The organism is Magnetospirillum sp. ME-1 (genome assembly GCF_002105535.1).
Classification (GTDB): Bacteria; Pseudomonadota; Alphaproteobacteria; order Rhodospirillales; family Magnetospirillaceae; genus Phaeospirillum.
Genome location: NZ_CP015848.1, coordinates 4318877 through 4340996, shown reverse-complemented (window position 1 = coordinate 4340996; position 22120 = coordinate 4318877). Strand labels below are relative to the sequence as shown.

The following is a 22120-nucleotide window of genomic DNA, read 5'->3' as shown; positions in this document are numbered from 1 at the left end:
GGGCCGCTCAGGCTGCCTTGCAGGTCTCCCGGACCCGGCGCATCAGTTCGATGCTGGCCAGCGACCAGATGGGGGTTCCCTCCGCCTTGCGGTCGGCGACGATACGCTCGACCAAGGTCAGGGGAACATTGCGAATCCATTCCTCAAGCACGGCGGCGGCTCCTTTGTGCTGCAGCGCACAACGGACTGTATCGCCGTTCGCCGCTGGGATTCCAGGCCCGTGAATGCAAGGGGGCCATGCCGAGAGCGCAATGGTCATACCAGTGGCTCGCCGGACAGGCGCCGGTCCATAGGTATGTCTGCGAAATTCAGTTGCACATTCCAGCGATAGGCGCGCATAATATCGGATGCGGACCCGGACCTCTTTGAGGCCGGGTATTTTTTTGCCTGGGGAGTTCTGCAATGGCCGAGAACAACAACTCCAATCCTCCGAACAACCAGCATGCCGAAGATCAGCATGATGGGAAGGAGAACGCACAGCAGGCGCTTGACGACCTGACGGTGCTGCAGAACGTCCAGAACCAGAACATGGGCGATGCCCGCCTGAACGTGGCGCGATCGGTTGACGTCAGCGACACTCAGCTCGGCAACCTCGCCAATGTGCAGCAGGGCTCGACGGGCAGCCCGCAGGTTCAGAACCTGGGCGGCATCGCCGGCGGTGTCAACGTCGCCATCGACGTCGAGATCGAGACGGCCAAGGACAATACCGTCGCTCCGCCCGAGCTGGAAAGCCTGGGCGTGGACGTGCGGGACGAGGTGGCCACCATCGCGGTGAATGCCGGCGGCGCCAAGGCGCTGAATGTTCAGGAGCTTCCCGACCTCGCCAAGCCCGACGCGGAGTTCAAGCCTCAGGATCCGGCCCTCGGCCAGCCGGTCACCCTGGCTCCTCCCGGCGGGTTCGTCGCCAATACCCAGCTTCAGGAAGGTGCTGCTGCTCCGGCCGCCGCCGAGGCGGCGAAGGAAGATAAGGCCCCCGAGATCCAGGCGGCGGTCAATCATGCGCCGACGGTGGCGGGTGACGCCTCGAGCTCGACGGTGCAGGAAGGGACTGTGAGCGGCCGTATCGTTGCCTCCGACAACGATGGCGATGCGCTCACCTTCCAACTGATCGGTGCGGATGGCCAGCCGACCAACACCATCACCAACGACCACGGCACCATCACCATCAACCCGTCCACTGGCGAATACACCTTCGTGGCCAGCGAGGCGACCCGTTCTCTCGGCCTGAAGGCCGACGGATCGCGTGAATCGGTGACCGATCTGTTCCAGATTCGGGTCAGCGATAGCCATGGCGGCGACGTTTCCACCAACCTGAGCGTAACGGTGGAGGGCCTCAACGACGGTCCGACCGTGTCCGGCGCGGTGACACTCGACGCCATCGACGAGGATAAGTCGATCACCATGTCGGCCGCCGATTGGCAGGCCAAGCTGTTGGGCAAGGCTTCCGATATCGATGGCGACGACCTGTCGGTCTCTCTCTCCGGCTTCCAGGTTTCCAACGGCAAGATCACCGACAACCAGGACGGCACCTTCACCTTTACGCCCGGCAAGGATTTCAACGGCGATATCGAGGCGACCTATACGGTTTCCGATGGCCATGGCGGCACCACCACCGGCACTGCGACGCTTCATGTCAATGCGGTGAACGACCAGGCGACCCTTGACCCGCAGAATCTGGTCACCCGCGACGACGATACCGCTGTGACCGGCAGCGCCCGCGGCAGCGACGTGGATGGCGACAAGCTGACTTATTCGCTGGTTGATGGCGAAGGCAACAAGGTCAGCAGCCTTGAGACCACTTACGGCAAGGTGACCATCAACACCGAAACCGGCGAGTACACTTTTACACCCAACGATAAGGCCGACGCTATCGCCGACGGCAAGTCCGAACACGACAGCTTCCGGGTCGTGGCCAATGACGGCACGGTGGACAGCGATGTCTCGACAGTGGACGTCACCGTGACCGGCTCTAACGATGGCCCGCGGACCGAGCTGGTCGAACTGACCGGCGGCGACGAGGACCATTCGGTCACCTTCACGGCGGCGCAGCTGCTGGGCAAGGCGTCGGACATCGACGGTGACACTCTCAGCGTGTCGAACCTGTCGGCCACCAACGGCACCATCCACCAGAACGACGACGGTAGCTACACCTTCACCCCCAATGCCGACTTCAACGGCGACGTCAACATCACCTACACGGTGGATGACGGCCATGGCGGCACCACCCAGGGCACCGCGACACTGGACGTGACGGCGGTGAACGACGCGGCGGAGATCGGCGGCGAGTTGAGCGGCGGCGTGTCGGAAGACGGCGCCACCCGGTTCGCCACGGGTACCGTGACGGTGTCGGACGTGGATACGGGCGAGGCCCATGTCCAGGCGTTCAGCCAGACCACGGACGAGGGGACCTTCTCCATCGGCACGGACGGCAAGTGGTCGTTCGAACTGAACAACGGCAACGCCGACATCCAGGGCCTGGCCGAGGGCGAGACCCTGACCAAGACCTTCAAGGTGACTTCGGCGGACGGCACGGACACCCAGGAAGTGTCGGTGACCATCACCGGCAGCAATGACGGCCCGGTGGTGAGCGGCGCCATCGATCTCGGCGACACCGCCGAGGACAATTCGGTCACCTTCACGGCGGCGCAGCTGTTGGGTAAGGCGTCGGACATCGACGGTGACACTCTCAGCGTGTCGAACCTGTCGGCCACCAACGGCACCATCCACCAGAACGACGACGGTAGCTACACCTTCACCCCCAATGCCGACTTCAACGGCGACGTCAACATCACCTACACGGTGGATGACGGCCATGGCGGCACCACCCAGGGCACCGCGACACTGGACGTGACGGCGGTGAACGACGCGGCGGAGATCGGCGGCGAGTTGAGCGGCGGCGTGTCGGAAGACGGCGCCACCCGGTTCGCCACGGGTACCGTGACGGTGTCGGACGTGGATACGGGCGAGGCCCATGTCCAGGCGTTCAGCCAGACCACGGACGAGGGGACCTTCTCCATCGGCATGGACGGCAAGTGGTCGTTCGAACTGAACAACGGCAACGCCGACATCCAGAACCTGGCCGAGGGCGAGACCCTGACCAAGGAATTCAAGGTCCATTCGGCGGACGGCACCGAGCAGACGGTTTCCGTCACCATCGGCGGCAGCAATGACGCGGCGGTGATCTCGGGCGACGCCTCCAAGTCGGTGGGCGAGGACACCGCGTCGGTGTCGGGCAAGCTGAACGTCTCCGACGCCGATCACGACCAGTCCACCTTCCAGGCCACCAGCCAGACGGTGGGTGAAGGCACCTTCACCATGGGCGCCGACGGCCAGTGGACCTTCGCGGTCAACCATGACGCGGTGCAGGGCCTGGCCGAGGGCGAGACCCTGACCAAGGAGTTCAAGGTCCATTCGGCGGACGGCACCGAGCAGACGGTTTCCGTCACCATCGGCGGCAGCAATGACGCGGCGGTGATCTCGGGCGACGCCTCCAAGTCGGTGGGCGAGGACACCGCGTCGGTGTCGGGCAAGCTGAACGTCTCCGACGCCGATCACGACCAGTCCACCTTCCAGGCCACCAGCCAGACGGTGGGTGAAGGCACCTTCACCATGGGCGCCGACGGCAACTGGACCTTCGCGGTGAACAACGCGGCGGTGCAGAACCTGGCCGAGGGCGAGACCCTGACCAAGGAATTCAAGGTCCATTCGGCGGACGGCACCGAGCAGACGGTTTCCGTCACCATCGGCGGCAGGAATGACGCGGCGGTGATCTTCGGGCGACGCCTCCAAGTCGGTGGGCGAGGACACCGCGTCGGTGTCGGGCAAGCTGAACGTCTCCGACGCCGATCACGACCAGTCCACCTTCCAGGCCACCAGCCAGACGGTGGGTGAAGGCACCTTCACCATGGGCGCCGACGGCCAGTGGACCTTCGCGGTCAACCATGACGCGGTGCAGGGCCTGGCCGAGGGCGAGACCCTGACCAAGGAGTTCAAGGTCCATTCGGCGGACGGCACCGAGCAGACGGTTTCCGTCACCATCGGCGGCAGCAATGACGCGGCGGTGATCAGCGGTGCGGTGGATCTTGGCGATACCACCGAGGATCGCTCCATCACCTTCACGGCGCAGCAGTTGCTGGGCAATGCCTCCGACATCGATGGCGACACGCTGTCGGTGAGCGGGCTTTCGGCCACCAACGGCACCATCACCCAGAATGCCGACGGCACCTATACCTTCACGCCCAACGCCGATTTCCATGGGGAAGTGGATCTGACCTACACCATCAGCGATGGTAATGGCGGCACGACCCAGGGCACGGCCAGCTTCGACGTGGCTTCGGTCAATGACGGCCCGACCACTGCTGACGTGACGCTGGCTTCGGGCGCCGAGGACCGCTCGGTGACCATCAAGGCCAGCGACCTGCTGGGCAACGCCCATGACGTGGACGGCGATACGCTTTCGGTGAGCGGCCTGTCGGCCACCAACGGCACCATCACCGACAATCATGACGGCACCTTCACCTTCACGCCGAGCCATGACTTCAACGGCAATGTGGAACTGTCCTACACCATCTCCGATGGCCAGGGCGGCAGCGTGGCCGGGTCGGCCCATTTCGACGTGGCGGCGGTGGCGGATTCGCCCGTCCTGTCGGCGTCGAACATCACTGTCGATCTTGGCGCCGGCCAGGCTCAGACCCTGAACGGCACCGGCGGCAACGACACCCTGAGCGGCGGTTCGGGCAATGACGTGGTCAACGGCGCGGCGGGTAACGACGTGCTGTACGGCGACGGCACCGGTACCGTGACGGTTCCGCTGAACATCGGCGACCGTCTGTCCGATACCGATGGTTCGGAATCGCTGGGCAGCGTCACCATCGGCGGCCTGCCGGCTGGTGCGACCCTGTCGGCCGGCACCCAGAATGCCGACGGCACCTGGACTCTGACTCCGGCGCAGCTGACGGGCCTCAGCGTCACCACCACCGAGGGCAGCAACCTGCATCTCAGCGTGACCGCGACCTCGACCGAGGCTTCCAACGGCTCGACGGCCAGCACCACCACCAGCTTCGACATCAGCTTCAGCGGCACCGCCGCCGGCAACGATACCCTGGACGGTGGCGCGGGCAACGACACCCTGTTCGGCGGCGCGGGCAACGACACCCTGTCGGGCGGCACGGGCTCGGATCTGCTGGAAGGCGGCGACGGCAACGATGTGCTGAACTACTCGGCCGACTCCTCGTGGAGCGGCGGTTTCGTGTCGCAGAACGTGGGTGATACGGTCCATGGCGGCACCAACGAGACCTACGCCATTGCCGGCGACAACCTCAGCCAGGACGTGTTCCGCGGCGGAGCCGGCACCGACACCCTGGTGATGGGCGCGGGCAACGACGCGGTGTTCCTGGATGACGGCTACAGCGCTTCGCCCACCGGCGGCGCGCGCCTGGACGGCATCGAGAGCATCAATGCCGGCGACGGCAACGACGTGGTCGACCTGACCTCCAACCGCTACTCCTACGGCGACGTCACCATTGACGGCGGCTCCGGCAACGACGTGCTGCTGGGCAATGCCGGCAACGACATGATCATCGGCGGTACGGGCAACGACGTGCTGTACGGCGCTTCGGGCAACGACACGCTTTTGGGCGGCGATGGCGCCGATACGCTGGATGGCGGCTGGGGCGCCGACACCATCGACGCCGGCGCCGGCAACGACCTTGGCATCATCAAGGGCGGCCAGTCGGCGGGCGATAATTACGACGGCGGCACCGGCACCGACACCCTGCGCATCGATCTCAGCGGCTCGCAGTACACCGCGGCGGTGCGCGCCGAACTGCAGCAGTTCCAGTCCTTCATCGCCGATCCTGCCCATGCCGGCCAGAGCTTCCACTTCAACACCCTTGGCGTCGATGCCAAGAATTGGGAAAGCCTGAAGCTGACGGTGGACGGGCGTGAGGTGGCGCTTGAGAACGCTCCCACGGTGACCAGTGCTTCGGCGGTCTCCACCGACGAGGATCACTCCGGCGCCGGCCGCGTGGTCGGCACCGATCAGGACGTGGGCGACAGCGTGCGCTACCACCTGATGGACGCCAGCGGCAACCAGGTGGACAGCCTGACCACCGCCCACGGTACGGTGACCATCAATTCCGCCACCGGCGAATACACCTTCACGCCCAATGCCGACGCGCAGGCTTTGCGGGCCGGCGATGTGCAGACCGACAGCTTCAAGGTTGTCGCCACCGACGGCACCATGACCAGTGCGCCCTCCACGGTGGGCGTCACCATCACCGGCTCCAATGACGGCGCGGTGATCACCGGCGCCACCACCGGTTCGGTGGGTGAGGACGGCAACGGCCGCGCCACCGGCACCCTGAGCGTCGCCGACGTGGATGCCGGCCAGGCCCATGTGCAGGCGGGTACGGTTCAGACCGACCAGGGCACCTTCACCATCGGCGAGAACGGCCAGTGGACCTTCCAGGTCAACTCGGCCAATGCCGACGTGCAGGCTCTGGGCGCCGGCGAGACCATGACCAAGACCTTCGCCGTGGCCTCGGCCGACGGCACCGCCACCCAGAACGTGACGGTGACCATCACCGGGTCCAACGACGGCCCGACGGTGAGCGGCGCGGTCAATCTCGGCCATTCCGCCGAGGACAATTCCGTCACCTTCACCAAGGCCCAGCTGCTGGCCAACGCCCATGACACGGATGCCCATGACAGCCTGTCGGTGACCAGCCTCAGCTCGAACCACGGCACCATCGTCGATAACGGCAACGGCACCTACACCTTCACGCCGACCGAGAACTACAGCGGCCATGTGGACGTCACCTACACGGTCAGCGACGGCCATGGCGGTACCGTCACCGGTTCGGCCGGACTGGACGTGGATGCGGTGGCCGATCGGGCCAGCGTGTCGGTGGCCATCGGCGCGCCGGTCGAGACGCCCAACGGCAGCTTCACCGTCACCAATCTGGACAGCACGGCTTCGGCCGGCTACCACAACACCTACGGCTATTACGTCATGGACGATAACGGCAACCCGACCTCGGGTGGCGTGATCTGGTCCGACGTGCATGCCTCGCCCAGCGCTTCGGTGACGGTCAACGGCGTCGACCCCGACCGGGTCGGCTTCTTCCTGATCCCCGATGGCGGCAGCCAGAACCCTGGCCTGGCCAACGGCGCGGCGCTGACCTTCTCGAAGGACTCGGCGGGTAACTGGCAGGCCAGCGACAGCGCCGGCCATGTACTCAACGGCGCCGGCACCAAGGTGCTGTTCGACAAGAGCGCGCTGAACTCCGACCGCCTGGTCCATTCCGAGGACACCAGCGCCGTTTCCGGCAACCAGAACTGGGAAGACCTGAACGGCGGCGGCGACCGCGACTACAACGACGTCAACATGAACGTGTCGTGGAATGCGGCCGCCCCCACCGCCACCCATCCGCTGACCGTGTCGGCCAATTTCCCCGACATGGACGGTTCGGAAGGGCACTCGGTCAAGATCTCGGGCCTGCCCTCGGGTTCGACCCTGTATCAGAACGGCGTGGCCCTGGTGGCGGGCGCCGATGGCTCGTACTCCATCAATCCCAGCCAGATGACCGGCCTGTCGGTGAAGACCCCGGCCGGCTTCAATGGCGATCTCACCGTCAACGTCACCGCGGTCAGCACCGACGGCACCAGCGTGGCCTCGTCTTCGGCTTCCGCCACGGTGCATGACGACCTGTCCAACCATGGGCCGGAGGCGGGCGATCCCACCTCGGTCTCTGGTGCCATGAACGCCACCCTGTCGGGCACGGTGGGCGTGTCCGACGCCGATGGCGACCACCTGTCCTACGCGGTGGGCACCGGCACCAGCGGGCCGCAGCACGGTACCGTGGTGGTCAACACCGACGGCACCTTCACCTACACGCCGACCGGCAATTACAGCGGCACGGATACCTTCAAGATCACGGTGTCCGATGGTCACGGCGGAACCACCACCGAGACCGTCAACGTCAGCGTGCTGAACGGCGCGCCGACCCTCACCACCGCCAATGCCGCCACCGCCAACGACCACAGCGCGGTCACCGGCCATGTCGGCGCGGTCGATCCCAATGCGGGTGACACCGTCAGCTACTCGCTGGTGGACTCCGCCGGCAACCATGTGAGCAGCCTGGTCACCGACCACGGCACCGTCACCATCAACGCCTCGACCGGTGACTACACCTTCACCCCCAACGCGGCCAATGCCAGCCTGGGCGTGGGCAAGTCGGTCACCGACAGCTTCAAGGTGGTGGCCACCGACAACCACGGCGCCGACTCCAATGTGGGGACGGTCAACGTCACGGTGACCGGCTCCAACGACGGACCGGTGGTGAGCAGTGTCACCGGCGGTACCGGCAACGAGAGCGTGACCAGCGCGGCCACCGTGGTGACCGGCAAGATCAACGCCTCCGACGTGGATACCGGCGACAGCCTCAGCTACTCGGTGGTGTCGGGCGGCACCCATAACGGCACCCTGTCCGTGGCGGCCGACGGCACCTACACCTTCACCGCCACCGACAAGAACTGGCACGGTACCGACAACTTCACGGTTCAGGTGTCCGACGGCAAGGGCGGCACGGTCAGCCAGACCGTGGCCATCACCGTCAACGCCCAGGCCGACGCGGCGACCATCACGGCGCAGAACGTCAGTGCGGCGGCCCAGTCCGGCTCCACCATCACCGCCAGCGGCGGCTATGCCCAGGGCGGGTCGGGCTCGGACATCATCAACGGCAGCAGCGCCGGCGATGTGCTGTACGGTGACGATCCGTCGGGCGACACCGCGGTGACCGTCAACCTGAGCATCTCCGCCACGGCGGTGTCGGGCGAGTCGGTGGCCTCCATCACCCTGTCCAACCTGCCGGGCGGTGCGGTGCTCAACCATGGTGTCCAGAACGCCGATGGCAGCTGGACCCTGACCCCGGCCGACCTGACCGGCCTGACCCTGACGTCGAACAACGGCATCGGCGGCACCGTCGACGTGGCGGTGACCACCCAGGACGGCACCAGCACGGCGGTGACCAATTCGTCGTTCAACGTCTCGTTCTCGGGCGGCTTCAACGACACCCTCACCGGCGGCGCGGGCGCCGACACCATGTATGGCGGCGCCGGCAACGACGTCTTCAAGGTGACGGGCGCCACCGAAAGCGCCGGCGACATCTATGACGGCGGTTCGGGCATCGATACCGTCCTGGGCAGCTCGGGCAACGACGTGATCAACGTCACCAGCAACCTGGGCAACATGCGCTCCATCGAGGTGATCGACGGCGGCGCCGGCACGGATACCCTGCTGGCCGGTTCGGGCAACGACTATCTCGACTTCTCCAACACCACCATCCGCAATGTGGAGGTGATCGACACCGGCGCCGGCAACGACATCATCATCGGTTCGGCGGGCGCCGACACCATCATGACCGGTAGTGGCAACGACACCGTCGTGGCGGTGGGCGGCACGACCGCCGGCGACGTGTATGACGGCGGCACCGGGACCGACACCCTGAACGTCGATCTCTCGCCGGCCCAGTACACCCAGGCGGTCCGTACCGAGCTGATGAGCTTCGCCTCGTTCGTCGCCGATGCGGCCAACGCCGGCAAGCCCTTCATCTTCCAGAGCCTGGGCGGCCTCAAGGTGACCAACTTCGAGCAGCTGCAGGTGACGGTGGACGGCAACGACGTCGACCTCAACCACCCGCCGCAGGTGACCAGCGTCGAGACCAACTACACCGCCGGCCATGCGGACGGCACGGTGCATGCGGTCGACTCCGACGGCGACACCATGTCCTACTCGTTCGGCACCAACGCCAACGGCTCGCCCATCACCTCGATGACCACCGCGCACGGCACGGTGACCATCGACGCCTCGACCGGCGAGTACCACTTCACCGCCACGGATTCCAACTACAAGGGCACCGACCAGTTCAGCGTCACCGTCAAGGACGGCATGGGCGGCACCACCACCCAAAAGGTCACCCTGGACTTCAACCCGGGCGACGACGCCACCGTGGTGACCGGCCCCACCAACCTGGGCGCCGGGACCGAGGATACCCAGGTGTTCATCAAGTCCAGCGACCTGCTGGCCAATTCCACCGACGTGGACAACACCCTGCACGTGGCCAACCTGTCGGGCGTCGATTCGCACGGCAACACGGTGGGCAGCTTCGTGCATGCGGTGGATGCCGACGGCAATGACGGCTGGGCGTTTACGCCCAACGCCAATTTCGCCGGCGACGTCACCGTCAATTACGACGTGGTGACCGATACGGGCATCGCCACCCACACCAGCGGCTCGCTGCATGTGGACGCGGTGGCCGACGCCGCCACCTTCAGCGCCTCCATCGGGGCCAACGGCGCCTCGGTCGCCCATCTGGGCAACGACAGCAAGCAGGTCAACCTGTATGTCAACGACACCAGCAGCGGCACCGCCGGCTTCAACATCTATCTCGGCGGCACCAATCTGGGCTACTTCTCGGTCAATCGCAGCTACAGCGCCGACAAGGCCATTTCGCTGACCCTGACCGACGACCAGCATAACCAGCTGCTGAACGGCGCCGACATCAAGGTGGTGGATAATGACGGCTACAACACCCGCGACGTGCTGGTGGACAGGATCCAGGTGGACGGCCTCACCTTCCAGGCCGAGAACGGCATCCTGTCGGGCGCCAGCACCACCACCGGCGGTTACGGTGTTTCCAGTGAAACCTATGTCCGCCTGAACAACGTGGGCTCGTCGGTGACCTTCGACTTCGACTCCTCGGTCACCCACACCGCCAGCGGCTATCATATCGATCTCACCGGCCACACCAACGACACCGACGGATCGGAGACGCTGAGCTACCACATCGACGCCTTGCCCACCGGCGCCTCGCTGGCCTATACGGGCAACGAGGGCACCCTGGTGCACAACACCGACGGCAGCTGGGACTTCAACGTCGACAGCTCCCACTACGACGGCGCGGTGTCCCTCAACCTGAACGTGGCGCAGGGCACCCAGGGCTTCGACGTCCATGTCTCGGCCGACACCGTCGAGGCCAGCAACCTGGATATCGCCAGCGTCGATAATACCGTCCATTGCGACGGCGCCGTCGGCGGCGGCTCGTCCATCCCCGGCATCACCCTGGTGGGCAATTCCGGCAACGACGACATCATCGGCACCAACGGCAACGATCTGCTGCTGGGCGGCAAGGGCGGCGCCACCTATCGCTACTCGGGCGGCAGCCATGGCGGCGGCGGCTCGAATGGCGGCTGGAGCGTCACCCAGGCCGACACCAACGACGTGATCAGCGCGGGCGCCGGCGACGACGTGATCTACGGCGACGCCAAGATGGTGGGCGGCCAGGTCTATGTCACCGGTGCCGGCAATGACGTGCTGGACGGCGGTTCGGGCAACGACCAGATCCATGGCGGTGCCGGCAACGACACCATCATCGGCGGCACCGGCGACGACGTCATGTGGGGCGACCAGGGCAACGACACCTTCCTGTTCGACTTCGGCTTCGGCCACGACGTGGTGGACGGCGGCCGCGGTTCGTCCTGGACGGATACGCTGGATCTCACCCACGACACTCAGATCACCTCGGTCAACATCGAGGGCGTGTCGGGCTGGGCGGTCAGCGTCGATGCCGAGGGTCACCATGTGGCGCAGTCGGTCACCGGCGCCAAGGACGCCCACGGCACGGTCATCGTCACCAACAACGACGGCAGCCAGGACACCATCGAATTCCACAATGTGGAAAAGATCACCTGGTAAGCCGGATTTGCCGGCAACAATGGGGGCCGCCCGCCGGGGCGGCCCCTTTTCTTTCCAGTGATGACGGAGAGGGGGGGGCGATGGAGGCGGGGGAGCACATCGGCCGCTATCAGATTGCACGTCACCTGATCGATACGGCGTTCTCGCGGCTATATCTGTGCACGGACACCCAGTTGGGGCGGCCGGTGGTGGTCAAGGCCTTCGCCATGGATGCCGCCAAGCCCGAGCCGCCTTTCAGCCGCGCCGAATGGATGCGCCGCTTCATCGTGGAAGGCCGGATCATGGCCGGCCTTGACCATCCCCATGTCCTGCCCGTGTACGAGACCGGCCGGCTGGGGGATGGCAGCCCGTACATGGTCCTGCCGTTCATGCGGGCCAACCTTCCGCGTCTGATCGGTTTCGACGTCGCCGAGGACGGCATGGCCGAGGACGAAAAGCCGCAGGCACTGGACGCCGGCCAGGCCCGCTTCATCCTGCTGCAGCTGCTGGCGGCCCTGGCCTATCTGCACCGCCGCGACATCATCCACCGGGACATCAAGCCGTCCAACCTGCTGCTCACCGCGCGCCAGGGGGGCGTGGTCAGGCTGTGCGATTTCGGCTTCGCCCGCGTCGGCAAGGCATCCGACGTTCCGCCCCACGCCTGGATCGGCACCCTGGACTACATCAGTCCCGAGCAGCGGGCCGGTGCCGGCGCGGTCGGCCCCGCCGCCGACATCTATTCCACCGGGGCCCTGGCCTGGCGTCTGCTGGCCGGGCGTCTTCCCGGCCCCGAGGAGGGCCGGCCGTCCCTGTCCGACCTGGCGCCCCACACGCCGCCGGCATTCGTGGCCTGGGTGGAGAGGGCCATGGCCGCCGATCCGGGCGCGCGGCCCAGTGCCGAAGAGTCTCTGCGCATGCTTGCCACCGGCATGACGCTGGGAGCATGATGGGCCATGGCCGCCGGATCGGGTGAATTCCGATGATTTCCTCCATTGCTTCGACGACATTGCTGAGCGGCCTTGCCGCCCAGTCGCGTGTCGCCGTAAAGGCGGCCGACAATATCGCCAACGTCACGACTGCGGACTATCGCGCCCAGCAAGGCCAACTCGTCTCGACCAGTCCGGCCGGCGCGCGTTACGTGCCGCTGCCGCCCGAGGGCGGGGTCGATCTGTTGCGCGAGGTGGTGGATCTGGGGCAGGCGAAGCAGGCCTATACCCTGGCCGCCCGAACCTTCTCGCGCCTCGCCAGGACCGAGAAGGACGCCCTGGACGTCCTGGCCTGAGGAATTCCCGCCCCATGACCCACAAGCCCAAGGCCTATCTCGCCGGTCCGGCGGTGTTCCACCCGGCCGCCAAGGCGCTGCTCGACTATCTGGTCGAGATGTGCGGCCAGCACGATCTGGAAGGGGTGGCGCCGTTCGAGCCTCAGGCCGACGACCTGACGCTGCCCCCGGCCGAACTGGCGGCGGCCATCCGCCGCGGCAATATCGAGCGGATCAGGGCGTGCGATATGGTGATCGCCTGCGTCTCGCCGTTCCGCGGTCCCGGAGCCTGCCCGGGAACCACCTGGGAGATGGGCTATGCCGAGGCCCTGGGCAAGCCCGTCATCGCCTGGTCCGAGGATATGCGGCCCTACCAGGAGCGTGTCCCCCATGACCGTGACGAGGACGGACGCCTGTTTTGCCGCCAGCACGGCATGGTGGTCGAGGATTTCGGGCTGGTGGAGAACCTGATGTACGCCGCCATGCCGGCCGAGGTGCTGCCCAGTCTGGAAGCGGCGCTCACCCGGGCGCGGCAGCTGGCGACCGGGTCTCGTCCAGCGGCAGGGTGAAGCGGAAGACGCTTCCCGTGCCGGGCGTGGATTCCGCCCAGATCTGACCGCCCAGGCGATTGACGATCCACTTGCATATGGCAAGGCCGACCCCGGTTCCCGTGTAGGAGGAATGGGGGTGGAGGCGGCGGAACAGCTCGAACACGTCCTGTTCCGACGGGTCGAAGCCGATGCCGTTGTCCGTGACCGAGAACTGCCAGTACCGTTCCTGACGCTGGACGGAAACGTGGACGTGCGGCACGCTTTCGGCTTTGCGGTACTTGATGGCGTTGCCGATCAGGTTCTGGAAGATCTGGATCAGCATCACCGAATCGGCGCTGACCTCGGGCAGCGGGTCCACGACGACCACGGCGCCGCTGGAATCCATGGCGTCGCGCAGGTTGTTGAGGGCGCCTTGGCAGGCGGCCTGCGCCGACACCGTTTCGATCCGTCCCTCGCTCCGCGTGGTGCGCGAATAGGCCAAAAGATCGTTGATCAGGTCGTGCATGCGGATGGCGCCGCCGGTGACCAGATCCACATATTGCCGGCCGCGATCATCCAGGGCCTGGCCGTAGTCGCGCTCCAGCAATTGGGCGAAGCAGGTAATGGTGCGTAACGGTTCCTGCAGGTCGTGGGAGGCGACGTAGGCGAAGCGCTCCAGTTCCGTGTTGGCTTCGGTCAGCGTCTCGACGGTCTTGGTCAGCTTCTCGGCATGGCTGCGGCGGTCTTCCTCGGCGCGGACGCGGTCCGTCACGTCGCGCACGATATGAAAGCCCCCGGACGGAAGGCCATCGGGACCGGGAAGCGAGCCGTAGCTGGTCTCGAACCACGCCGTGTCGCCGTCTCCGGCCAGGGATTGCAGCTGAACGAAGGATTCTCCGGCCAGGGTGCGGTCCCAGCACTCGGAAAACTGGCGGCATTTCTCAGGCACATGGCCGAACGCCTCCTCGAGGGACATGCCGATCTTCACATCGCGTTCGAAGAAATTCCAGCAAACCGCCTGATAGCGGGGGTTGAAGGCGGTCAGCCGCTTGTTGCGGTCCCAGGCGGCGATCAGATCCTGGGAGCCCCGCATGATGCCCGACAGGCGCGTGTTGACCTCGGTCAGTTCGCGGTTGGTCTCGCTCAGGGCGGCCCCGCGCCGGTTAAGTTCCCTCTCCCAGCGGCCGAGCAGCACCAGCAGCATGAAAGCGGTCACCAGGATGAAGGCGCAGCCCTTGGCCATCTCCAGCAGGGAGGCCAAGCCCGGGGGCTCGCCCACGCCGATCCACACGGCCAGGGATGACAGGAAAATCCAGCTCAATCCGACCCCGGCATAGATGCCGGTAATGCGCCAGGCGACGGTCAATCGGGAAGATCCTCTGGTGGAAAGACGGGGAAACCGGATCAGCCTAGCAGAGTATGGCGCGGCTGGCACCTGAATGAGCTTGGGGTTTTATGCCTGTGCCCGGGGGCGCGCCCACTCGGGCGCGGCCGGGTCTGGTCCAGCGGCAGGGTCAAATGGAAGGCGCTTCCCCCCGGATAGGGCTGTCCAGGCGGTTGACGATCCGATTGCACATGGCAAGGCCGGCCTGCTTTTCAAGCAGATTGCGATAATTCATTGAGTGGATTCGCAAAAAAATAGATGCCCCCAATGGGGGCATCCTTCCAAGGTCGGATTCGGAGGTCTTATGCCGGCAGTCGAAACATTCGACCGCTGGACCGCCATTTATTTGCGGCAACCGCCTCAGGCTGAAAGATGTTTCGGCTTACGCCTCAGCATGACAGCGTGTTTCATATCCGGCGCTCGGTCTAGTTGGGGTTTTCCGGCCAGATGCCCTGGACAGCGATGCAGGCCGTCAGCACGGATTGCGGCGGCAGGTTGGTGAAGGCCTGGTTGGCGGTGGTGTTGGGAGCCACGGTTACCATGCCCCCGGTGATGCCTGTCGCGCCGGTCACGGGCAGGTTGACGTTGCCCGACACGGTGCCGGTGGCCGCGGTGGCACTGGTGCTGCCGCTGAAAGTCTGGCTGGGGCCGATATTGGTGTCGGCGGTGGTGGTGGACGGAGCGTAGATCGCACCTTGGCCGCCGCCGGCCTTGGTCATCACCGCGCCGTTGCTGATGGCCTGCGCGCCGGCGGCGGTGGAACTGCCAATCTTCAGGCTGCCCGAGACCGAGATATTCTGGGCCGGAACATTGATCGTCACCGGCAGAGAGACGGTGCCGGCCGCCGTCAGCGGGCCGGTGCCGCCGCCGCCTGTGCCCGTGAAGGTCGCGGGATGGGTGTGCGGCGGCAGGTTGTTGACGGTCAGGGTATTGGCCTCGACACCGCGCATGACGCCGTAGGTGTTGGCGGAAATCTGGGCAGGGTTGCTGCCTCCCGTGCTGCCGCCGGTGGTGATGGGCGTCGGGTTGTAGCCAGCCGGCGAACGACCGCGCATGTCCGGAAGATTGAAATTCGTTGTGCCATTTCCCCCGTAAGTATTGCCAAGCAGCGCGAAAAGGGCCTGATTGTTCTGGACCGGTATCTGCCGGCCATCGGCCGGGAGATAACCGACGGGGCAATAACGGATGGCCGTGAAGCACACCGAGCCGATCAGGGGTTCGTTAGCGCAGGCCTGGGCGTCGCGTGCCCCGGTGCCGGACAGCACGGCGGCCAGGGCCAGGGTGGAAACGCCCGTGATCAGGGAGGCGAAAGTTATTTTCATCATCTACACGCTCCTGGATTTGATGGTCACGCATACTCAATGGTGGTCAATGACTGCGATATGCACATTTAAAAGGGTCGTATGTGCGGCGCTAAAATTCAAAGACTGTGTGTGATGATATCAATGCATCGATAGCTTGTATATACTCACCATGGAATGGTTTGAAATGGTTTTATACGCTATATATGCATCGATAAGCTGTGATTCCCGGCGCAGCAAGGCTGGCGGGAACGCAGTTTCGGCGACATTTTGTGTGTTGTGATCGCCTTTGAATTGCCATAACCACTTTAAGGCTTTGCTGCAATTCGCGTGTGAGTCATTCCATCGGAGAATGTGTCATTTTGACATATATTGATGATAGCATGAGTTTGAAGGTCTCGTGTCGTTGGTGTAAGCTCTGTAAGCGTAAAAGTGGATATATTGATACTGGGGTATGCCTTTTGGGCGGATCGATTGCCGAGGGTGATGTCATGACCAAGCTTGTTGATCCGACTTCGCTTCGCCGCCAAGGGGGAGGGGGTAGGCGATCTTTCCGGTGTACGCCGTTGGTCATGGCGCTTGAGCCGCGCCTGATGTTCGATGGAGCCGCCGTCGCGGATGCCGCCCAGGTGATGGCGGAAGCCGCCGTCAAGGCTGCTCCCCCGCCGGTGGTGATCCGCGACGCCGATCCGTCCAGGGACGATGGCAAAAAGGAAGTGGTGTTCGTCGACACCAAGGTGAGGGACTACAAGATACTGGAAACCGGCATCAGGGATGGCGTCGCCATCGTCGAGATCGACGGTGCTGCCGATGGGTTGGCGCAGATGGCCCGGTGGGCCGAGACTCATTCCGGTTACGACGCCATTCATGTGCTGAGCCATGGCTCCGAGGCCAGCCTGCGTTTGGGAACCACCACCTTGACCGCCGCCGGCCTGTCCGAGGGCGCCGTCCAGGTGGAACTGTCGGTGGTGGGGCGGGCGCTGGCTCCGGGGGGCGATCTGCTGGTCTATGGCTGTTCCGTGGCGAGCGGCGAGGCCGGGCAGGCCTTCATCTCCGCCCTGGCGTCTGCCACCGGTGCCGACGTGGCGGCGTCAAGCGACACGACCGGCGCCGTCGCCCAGGGCGGCGACTGGGTGCTGGAGCGCTCGGTGGGCGACGTCGCCGCCATCTCGCTGGGCATCGATGGGATGCGGGAGTTCACCGGTTCCCTGGTCAGCGCGACCATTACCTTCGAGGCCGGCAACGGAACCATCGGCGGGGCCGGGACCACATCGGTCACCTATACCCACGCCAACATCACTCTGACATTCACCGCCAAGGACGACGCCAACACCAATGCGGCGCAAATCGCCCTGGGCAGTGCCATCGGGGCCGCATACAACGGCGCCGAGGATCTGTATTTCGTCAATGATGGCAATGGAAAGGGCGGAAGCTTCACTGTCACCGCCGGCGGCGGAAAAATTTTTGACCTGACGTCTTTTGTCTTCAGTAATCAAAACGGCAATGGTCTGGAAACTTTCTCGATTACGACCAGCAAGGGTGGGAGCTTTACTTTTAGTGCCGGAGGTACGGGGGTCACGAAGCAATCCATCACTGTCAACAGCGACGTGTCCAATTACCAGGGGATTTCCTATTTCACCATTACTGCGCCAGCCGGCGGCGCCTTCATGGAAATCGACGACATCGTTCTCGACAACATTACGGTTTCTCCCACCTTCACCTCCGGGGCGACCGCCAATTTCGCCGAGAACGGCACCGGCACGGTGTACACCGCGGCGGCCACGGCCAGTTCCGGCGGCGGGACGGTCAGCTATTCCCTTTCAGGCGGCGCCGATCAGGCCAAGTTCAGCATCGATCCCGCCACTGGTGCGCTGACCTTCGTCTCTTCGCCCAATTATGAAAGCCCCACCGATAACGGTACCAACAACGTCTACAACGTCATCATCACCGCCAGCGACAGCAACGGCAGTGCGACCAAAGCCGTCGCGGTGACGGTGACCAACGTCAACGAGGCGCCCTCGTTCACCTCGGCCACCACCGCCAATTTCGCCGAGAATGGCACCGGTACCGTCTATACCGCCACCTCGACCGATCCCGATGCGGGGGCGACGGCCACCTACTCCATCGTGGGCGGGATCGATCAGGCCAAATTCAATATCAATTCCTCGACGGGTGCGCTGACCTTCGTCACTTCGCCCAATTACGAGAGCCCGGCCGATGACGGTACCAACAACACCTATGTGGTGACCTTGCGTGTCTCGGACGGCACCAACAATACCGACCAGACGGTGACGGTGACGGTGACCGACGTCAACGATGCGCCGGTGGGTGTGAACGATACCGGTTCGGCCACCGAGGCGGGCGGCCTGTCCAACGGTACTGCCGGGGGCAACGCTACCGGCAACGTGCTGACCAACGATACCGACCAGGATAGTGGGGCCACCAAGACGGTGACCGCCATCCGTACCGGCAGCGTCGAGGGGGCGGGGACCGGCGGAACCGTGGGGGCCTCGCTCAGCGGAACCTATGGCTCGCTGACGCTCAATTCCGACGGCAGCTACACCTATGTTGTGAATGACAGCAATGCCACGGTCCAAGCACTGGCCTCGGGCCAGACGCTCACCGACAACTTCAACTATACCGTCTCGGACGGCACCGCCACCGACATCGCGGTGCTCGCCGTCACCATCAACGGCGCCAACGACCTGCCGTCCCTGGGCGGCACCTTTACCACGGCGGGCACGGTCAACGACAATGCCACCACCACGCCGTTCTCGTCGGTGACCTTCACCGATCCCGACGCCACCGCGGTGACCCTGGCCATCACCTATACGGCGGCCAACGGGACCCTGTCTTCGGGGGGCGGCGGCCTGACCGGCTCGGCGGGCAGCTATACCCTGTCGGGCGCCAGCCCGGCGGCGCTGCAGACCCTGCTTCAGGCACTGGTGTTCACGCCCACCGCCAACCAGACCGCGCCCGGGGGCACGGTGGTCACCACCTTTACGCTCACCCCCGCCGACGCCATCGGCAACGGCACCGGCACCGCCAACGCCACCACCCAGGTGACGGCCACCTCCATCAACGACGTTCCGGTAATCGCCAACCTGAACGGTGATTCCGTCAGCTACAGCGTCGGCGGCTCGGCGGTGTCCCTGGACAACGGCGGCAACGCCACCGTCACCGATGCCGACCATACCAATTTCAATGGCGGCAACGTCACGGTGTCGATCACCGCCAACGGTCAGAACGGCGAGGACGTGCTGGGCATCACCAACCAGGGCACCGGCGCGGGTCAGATCGGTGCATCGGGTGGCAACGTCACCTATGGCGGCACCACCATCGGCACCTATACCGGCGGTTCGGCCGGGGCCAATCTGGTGATCAGCCTGAACACCAGCGCCACCCCGACGGCGGTACAGGCGTTGGTCCGTGCGCTCACCTACAATGACACCGACGCCAACACCAGCAACACCACGGCGCGCACCATCCGGGTGACGGTCAACGACGGGGTGGGCACGTCATCCAACAGCGACGTGACGGTCAGCTTGGTCCGCGCACCGATCATCGACCTGGACGGCAACGATTCGTCGGGCAACACCAGCGGCGGCTACAACGGCGCCTTCACCGAGGATGGCGGCGCGGTGGCGATCATCGATACCGACGCCAGCCTGAGCGACGACAACGCCAACCTCAATCAGGCGACCATCACCCTGTCCAACACCCAGACCGGCGACGTGCTCAGCCTGAACGGGCGCAACACTGGCGACGTCTATAACGGCATCACCATCACCTACACCTCGTCCAGCCTGATCACCCTGTCGGGCAGCGGCACCAAGGCGGACTACCTGACCTTGTTGAAGGAAGCCCGCTTCAACAACACCTCCAACGCGCCGAATACCACCACCCGTTCCATCGCCTTCGCCGGGCGCGACACCGATGGCAACACGGGCAGCAGCGTCAACGCTTCCATCACCGTGACGGCGGTCAACGACGCCCCCGCCCTGTCCGGCAATCTCAGCCTGTCGGCGGTCAACGAGGACACGGCATCGCCCGCCGGGGCGACCATCACCTCACTGGCCAGCGGTATCTATTCCGATCCCGATAACGGGGCCGAGACCATCAACGGCCTGGCCATCATCGGCAACACCGCCAATTCCGGCACCCAGGGCGCCTGGCAGTACTCCACCGACGGCACCAACTGGTTCGCGGTGGGCACGGTGGCCGACGGCGCCACCGCCCTGGCTCTGTCGGCGGCGACCAAGCTGCGCTTCGTGCCGGTGGCCGATTACAACGGCACGCCCACCGCGCTGTCGGTCCGCGCGCTGGATGCCACTTACTCGGCCGGCTGGACCAGCGGGGCGACCAAGGTGACGGTGGACACCACCACCACCGGCGGCACCACCGCCATCGCCGGCACGGCCCGTTCGGTGACCACCTCCATCACCTCGGTCAACGACAGCCCTTCGGCCACCCTGACCAGTTCCAGCGTCGCCTTCAGCAAGACGGACGGCTATGTGGCGGTGGATTCCGCCATCACCCTGGCCGACGTGGACAGCGCCAACCTGACCCGGGCGGTGGTGACCATCACCAATCCCCAGGACGGAGCCAACGAGACCCTGTCGTCCACCTACGGCACCGGGGCGCAGACGGTCAACGGCGAGACGCTGACCTTCACCCTGTCCAATTCCAACCACACCATGACAATCACCGGCACGGGGACCAAGGCCACCTACCAGCTGGCGCTGCGCTCCATCCGCTTCAACGACAGCGCCGGCACGCCCAACAATACGACGCGTACCGTCAGCATCCAGGTGCGCGACGATTCCGCCGACGCCGGCACCCAGGACAGCACGACCGTCAACCGCTCGGTGACGTTCAACAGCGCGCCCGTAGCGGGCGGGGCCGCCCTGACCCTGACCGAGGGACAGGTGGGCAGCGCCTATTCCTTCACGCTTCCCGCCGGGACCTTCACCGACGCCGACAACGACACCTTGAGCTACACGGTGAGCGGCCTGCCTGCCGGCCTTTCCATGAGCACGGCGGGCGTGATTTCCGGCAACCCGACCACGCCGGTGGATTCGGTGACCCTGACCTTCACGGCGACGGATCCCTCCAACGCCACGGCGACCAAGACGGCGACGCTGAAGATCAAGGCGGCGCCTTCACCGCCGCCGCCGCCGCCGCCGCCGCCTCCGCCGCCACCACCACCTCCTCCTCCGCCGGCGCCGCTACCGCCTGAGCCGCCGCCGGCTCCGCCCAAGCCGATCCCCATTCCTGATCCGCCCAAACCCGTGGCGCCTCCATCGGAGATCGGGGGCGGTCTGACCAAGCCCGCCCAGGGCGCCTTCCAGATCGCCGTGGCGGCCAAGCCGGCCGGAGGCGGCGACGCCCTGGTGGTCAACGCCCCCATGCGCGATACGGTGTTCGCCGAGGGCGCGCGTATCGCGGTGACCATTCCCGCCGAGGCTTTCGCCCACACCAAGGCCGACGCCACGGTGACGCTGGTGGCGACGCGGGAAAATGGGCAGGCGCTGCCCGGCTGGATGACCTTCAATCCCCGCACCGGCACCTTCGAGGGCACGCCGCCGCCCGGCTTCAAGGGCGAGGTGGTGGTAAAGGTGGTGGCCAAGGATAACGAGGGCCGCGAGGCGGTGCAGACCTTCAAGATCCAGGTGGGCACCGGCCAGGGCAACGTGGCTCCCGAGGGGGGGCAGGGCCAGGGCGCGCCCGGCCGGAGCGGCGATCTTGGACTGCCGGAAAAGTTTGCCAAGGCGGTGGGCCGTCCCGGCCTGACCGAGCAATTGCGGAACTTGAGTCGCGACGGACAGAAATCGGACGCCAAGGCGCTGATCGCCCTGCTGACGGGCAAGGGCCGCGCCGCATAGAGATGATGAACAGGGGGATTTGGAC

The 22120-nt window shown here is 65.4% G+C and carries 9 protein-coding genes; 6 read left to right on the top strand and 3 right to left on the bottom strand.

The genetic code is table 11. From position 1 onward, the window contains the following. Positions 1-7 precede the first annotated feature (7 nt). Positions 8-151, bottom strand: a complete 144-nt coding sequence (locus WV31_RS22245) for a hypothetical protein (RefSeq protein ID WP_168186011.1) — start codon at positions 149-151, stop codon at positions 8-10. A gap of 251 nt (positions 152-402) precedes the next feature. On the opposite strand from WV31_RS22245, the gene WV31_RS20330 reads away from it, so the two are divergent. The 5 genes from WV31_RS20330 to WV31_RS20280 all read left to right on the top strand — a co-directional run bounded on the left by WV31_RS20330 (position 403) and on the right by WV31_RS20280 (position 13564). After that, positions 403-3891, top strand: coding sequence for a VCBS domain-containing protein (locus WV31_RS20330; RefSeq protein ID WP_085375237.1), 3489 nt, complete (start codon positions 403-405; stop codon positions 3889-3891). Continuing rightward, complete coding sequence (locus tag WV31_RS21835; RefSeq protein ID WP_145980928.1) at positions 3794-11755, top strand: cadherin-like domain-containing protein; 7962 nt, start codon at positions 3794-3796, stop codon at positions 11753-11755. Before WV31_RS20330 ends, WV31_RS21835 begins: the two co-directional genes overlap by 98 nt. An 80-nt stretch (positions 11756-11835) precedes the next feature. Next, on the top strand, positions 11836-12681 hold the full coding sequence (locus tag WV31_RS20290) for a serine/threonine-protein kinase (protein WP_085375236.1): 846 nt from the start codon (positions 11836-11838) through the stop codon (positions 12679-12681). 32 nt (positions 12682-12713) lie between these two features. Beyond that, positions 12714-13016 carry a hypothetical protein gene (locus tag WV31_RS20285; RefSeq protein WP_085375235.1) on the top strand — a complete coding sequence of 101 codons (303 nt, stop codon included), beginning with the start codon at positions 12714-12716 and terminating at the stop codon, positions 13014-13016. 14 nt (positions 13017-13030) lie between these two features. Then, positions 13031-13564, top strand: coding sequence for a nucleoside 2-deoxyribosyltransferase (locus tag WV31_RS20280; protein WP_085375234.1), 534 nt, complete (start codon positions 13031-13033; stop codon positions 13562-13564). On the opposite strand, the gene WV31_RS20275 is transcribed toward WV31_RS20280, so the two are convergent. Together WV31_RS20275 and WV31_RS20270 are read right to left on the bottom strand one after the other, a co-directional pair. Next, positions 13515-14891 (bottom strand): sensor histidine kinase, encoded by a 1377-nt coding sequence (locus tag WV31_RS20275; RefSeq protein ID WP_085375233.1) that lies wholly within the window; start codon positions 14889-14891, stop codon positions 13515-13517. The genes WV31_RS20280 and WV31_RS20275 overlap by 50 nt on opposite strands. Before the next feature lie 443 nt (positions 14892-15334). After that, a complete protein-coding gene (locus tag WV31_RS20270) occupies positions 15335-16234 on the bottom strand; it encodes a phage tail protein (RefSeq protein ID WP_085375232.1) in 900 nt (299 codons plus the stop codon). Between the two features lie 569 nt (positions 16235-16803). On the opposite strand from WV31_RS20270, the gene WV31_RS20265 reads away from it, so the two are divergent. Next, a complete protein-coding gene (locus WV31_RS20265) occupies positions 16804-22095 on the top strand; it encodes a DUF4347 domain-containing protein (protein WP_168186010.1) in 5292 nt (1763 codons plus the stop codon). The last annotated feature ends 25 nt before the right edge of the window (positions 22096-22120 follow it).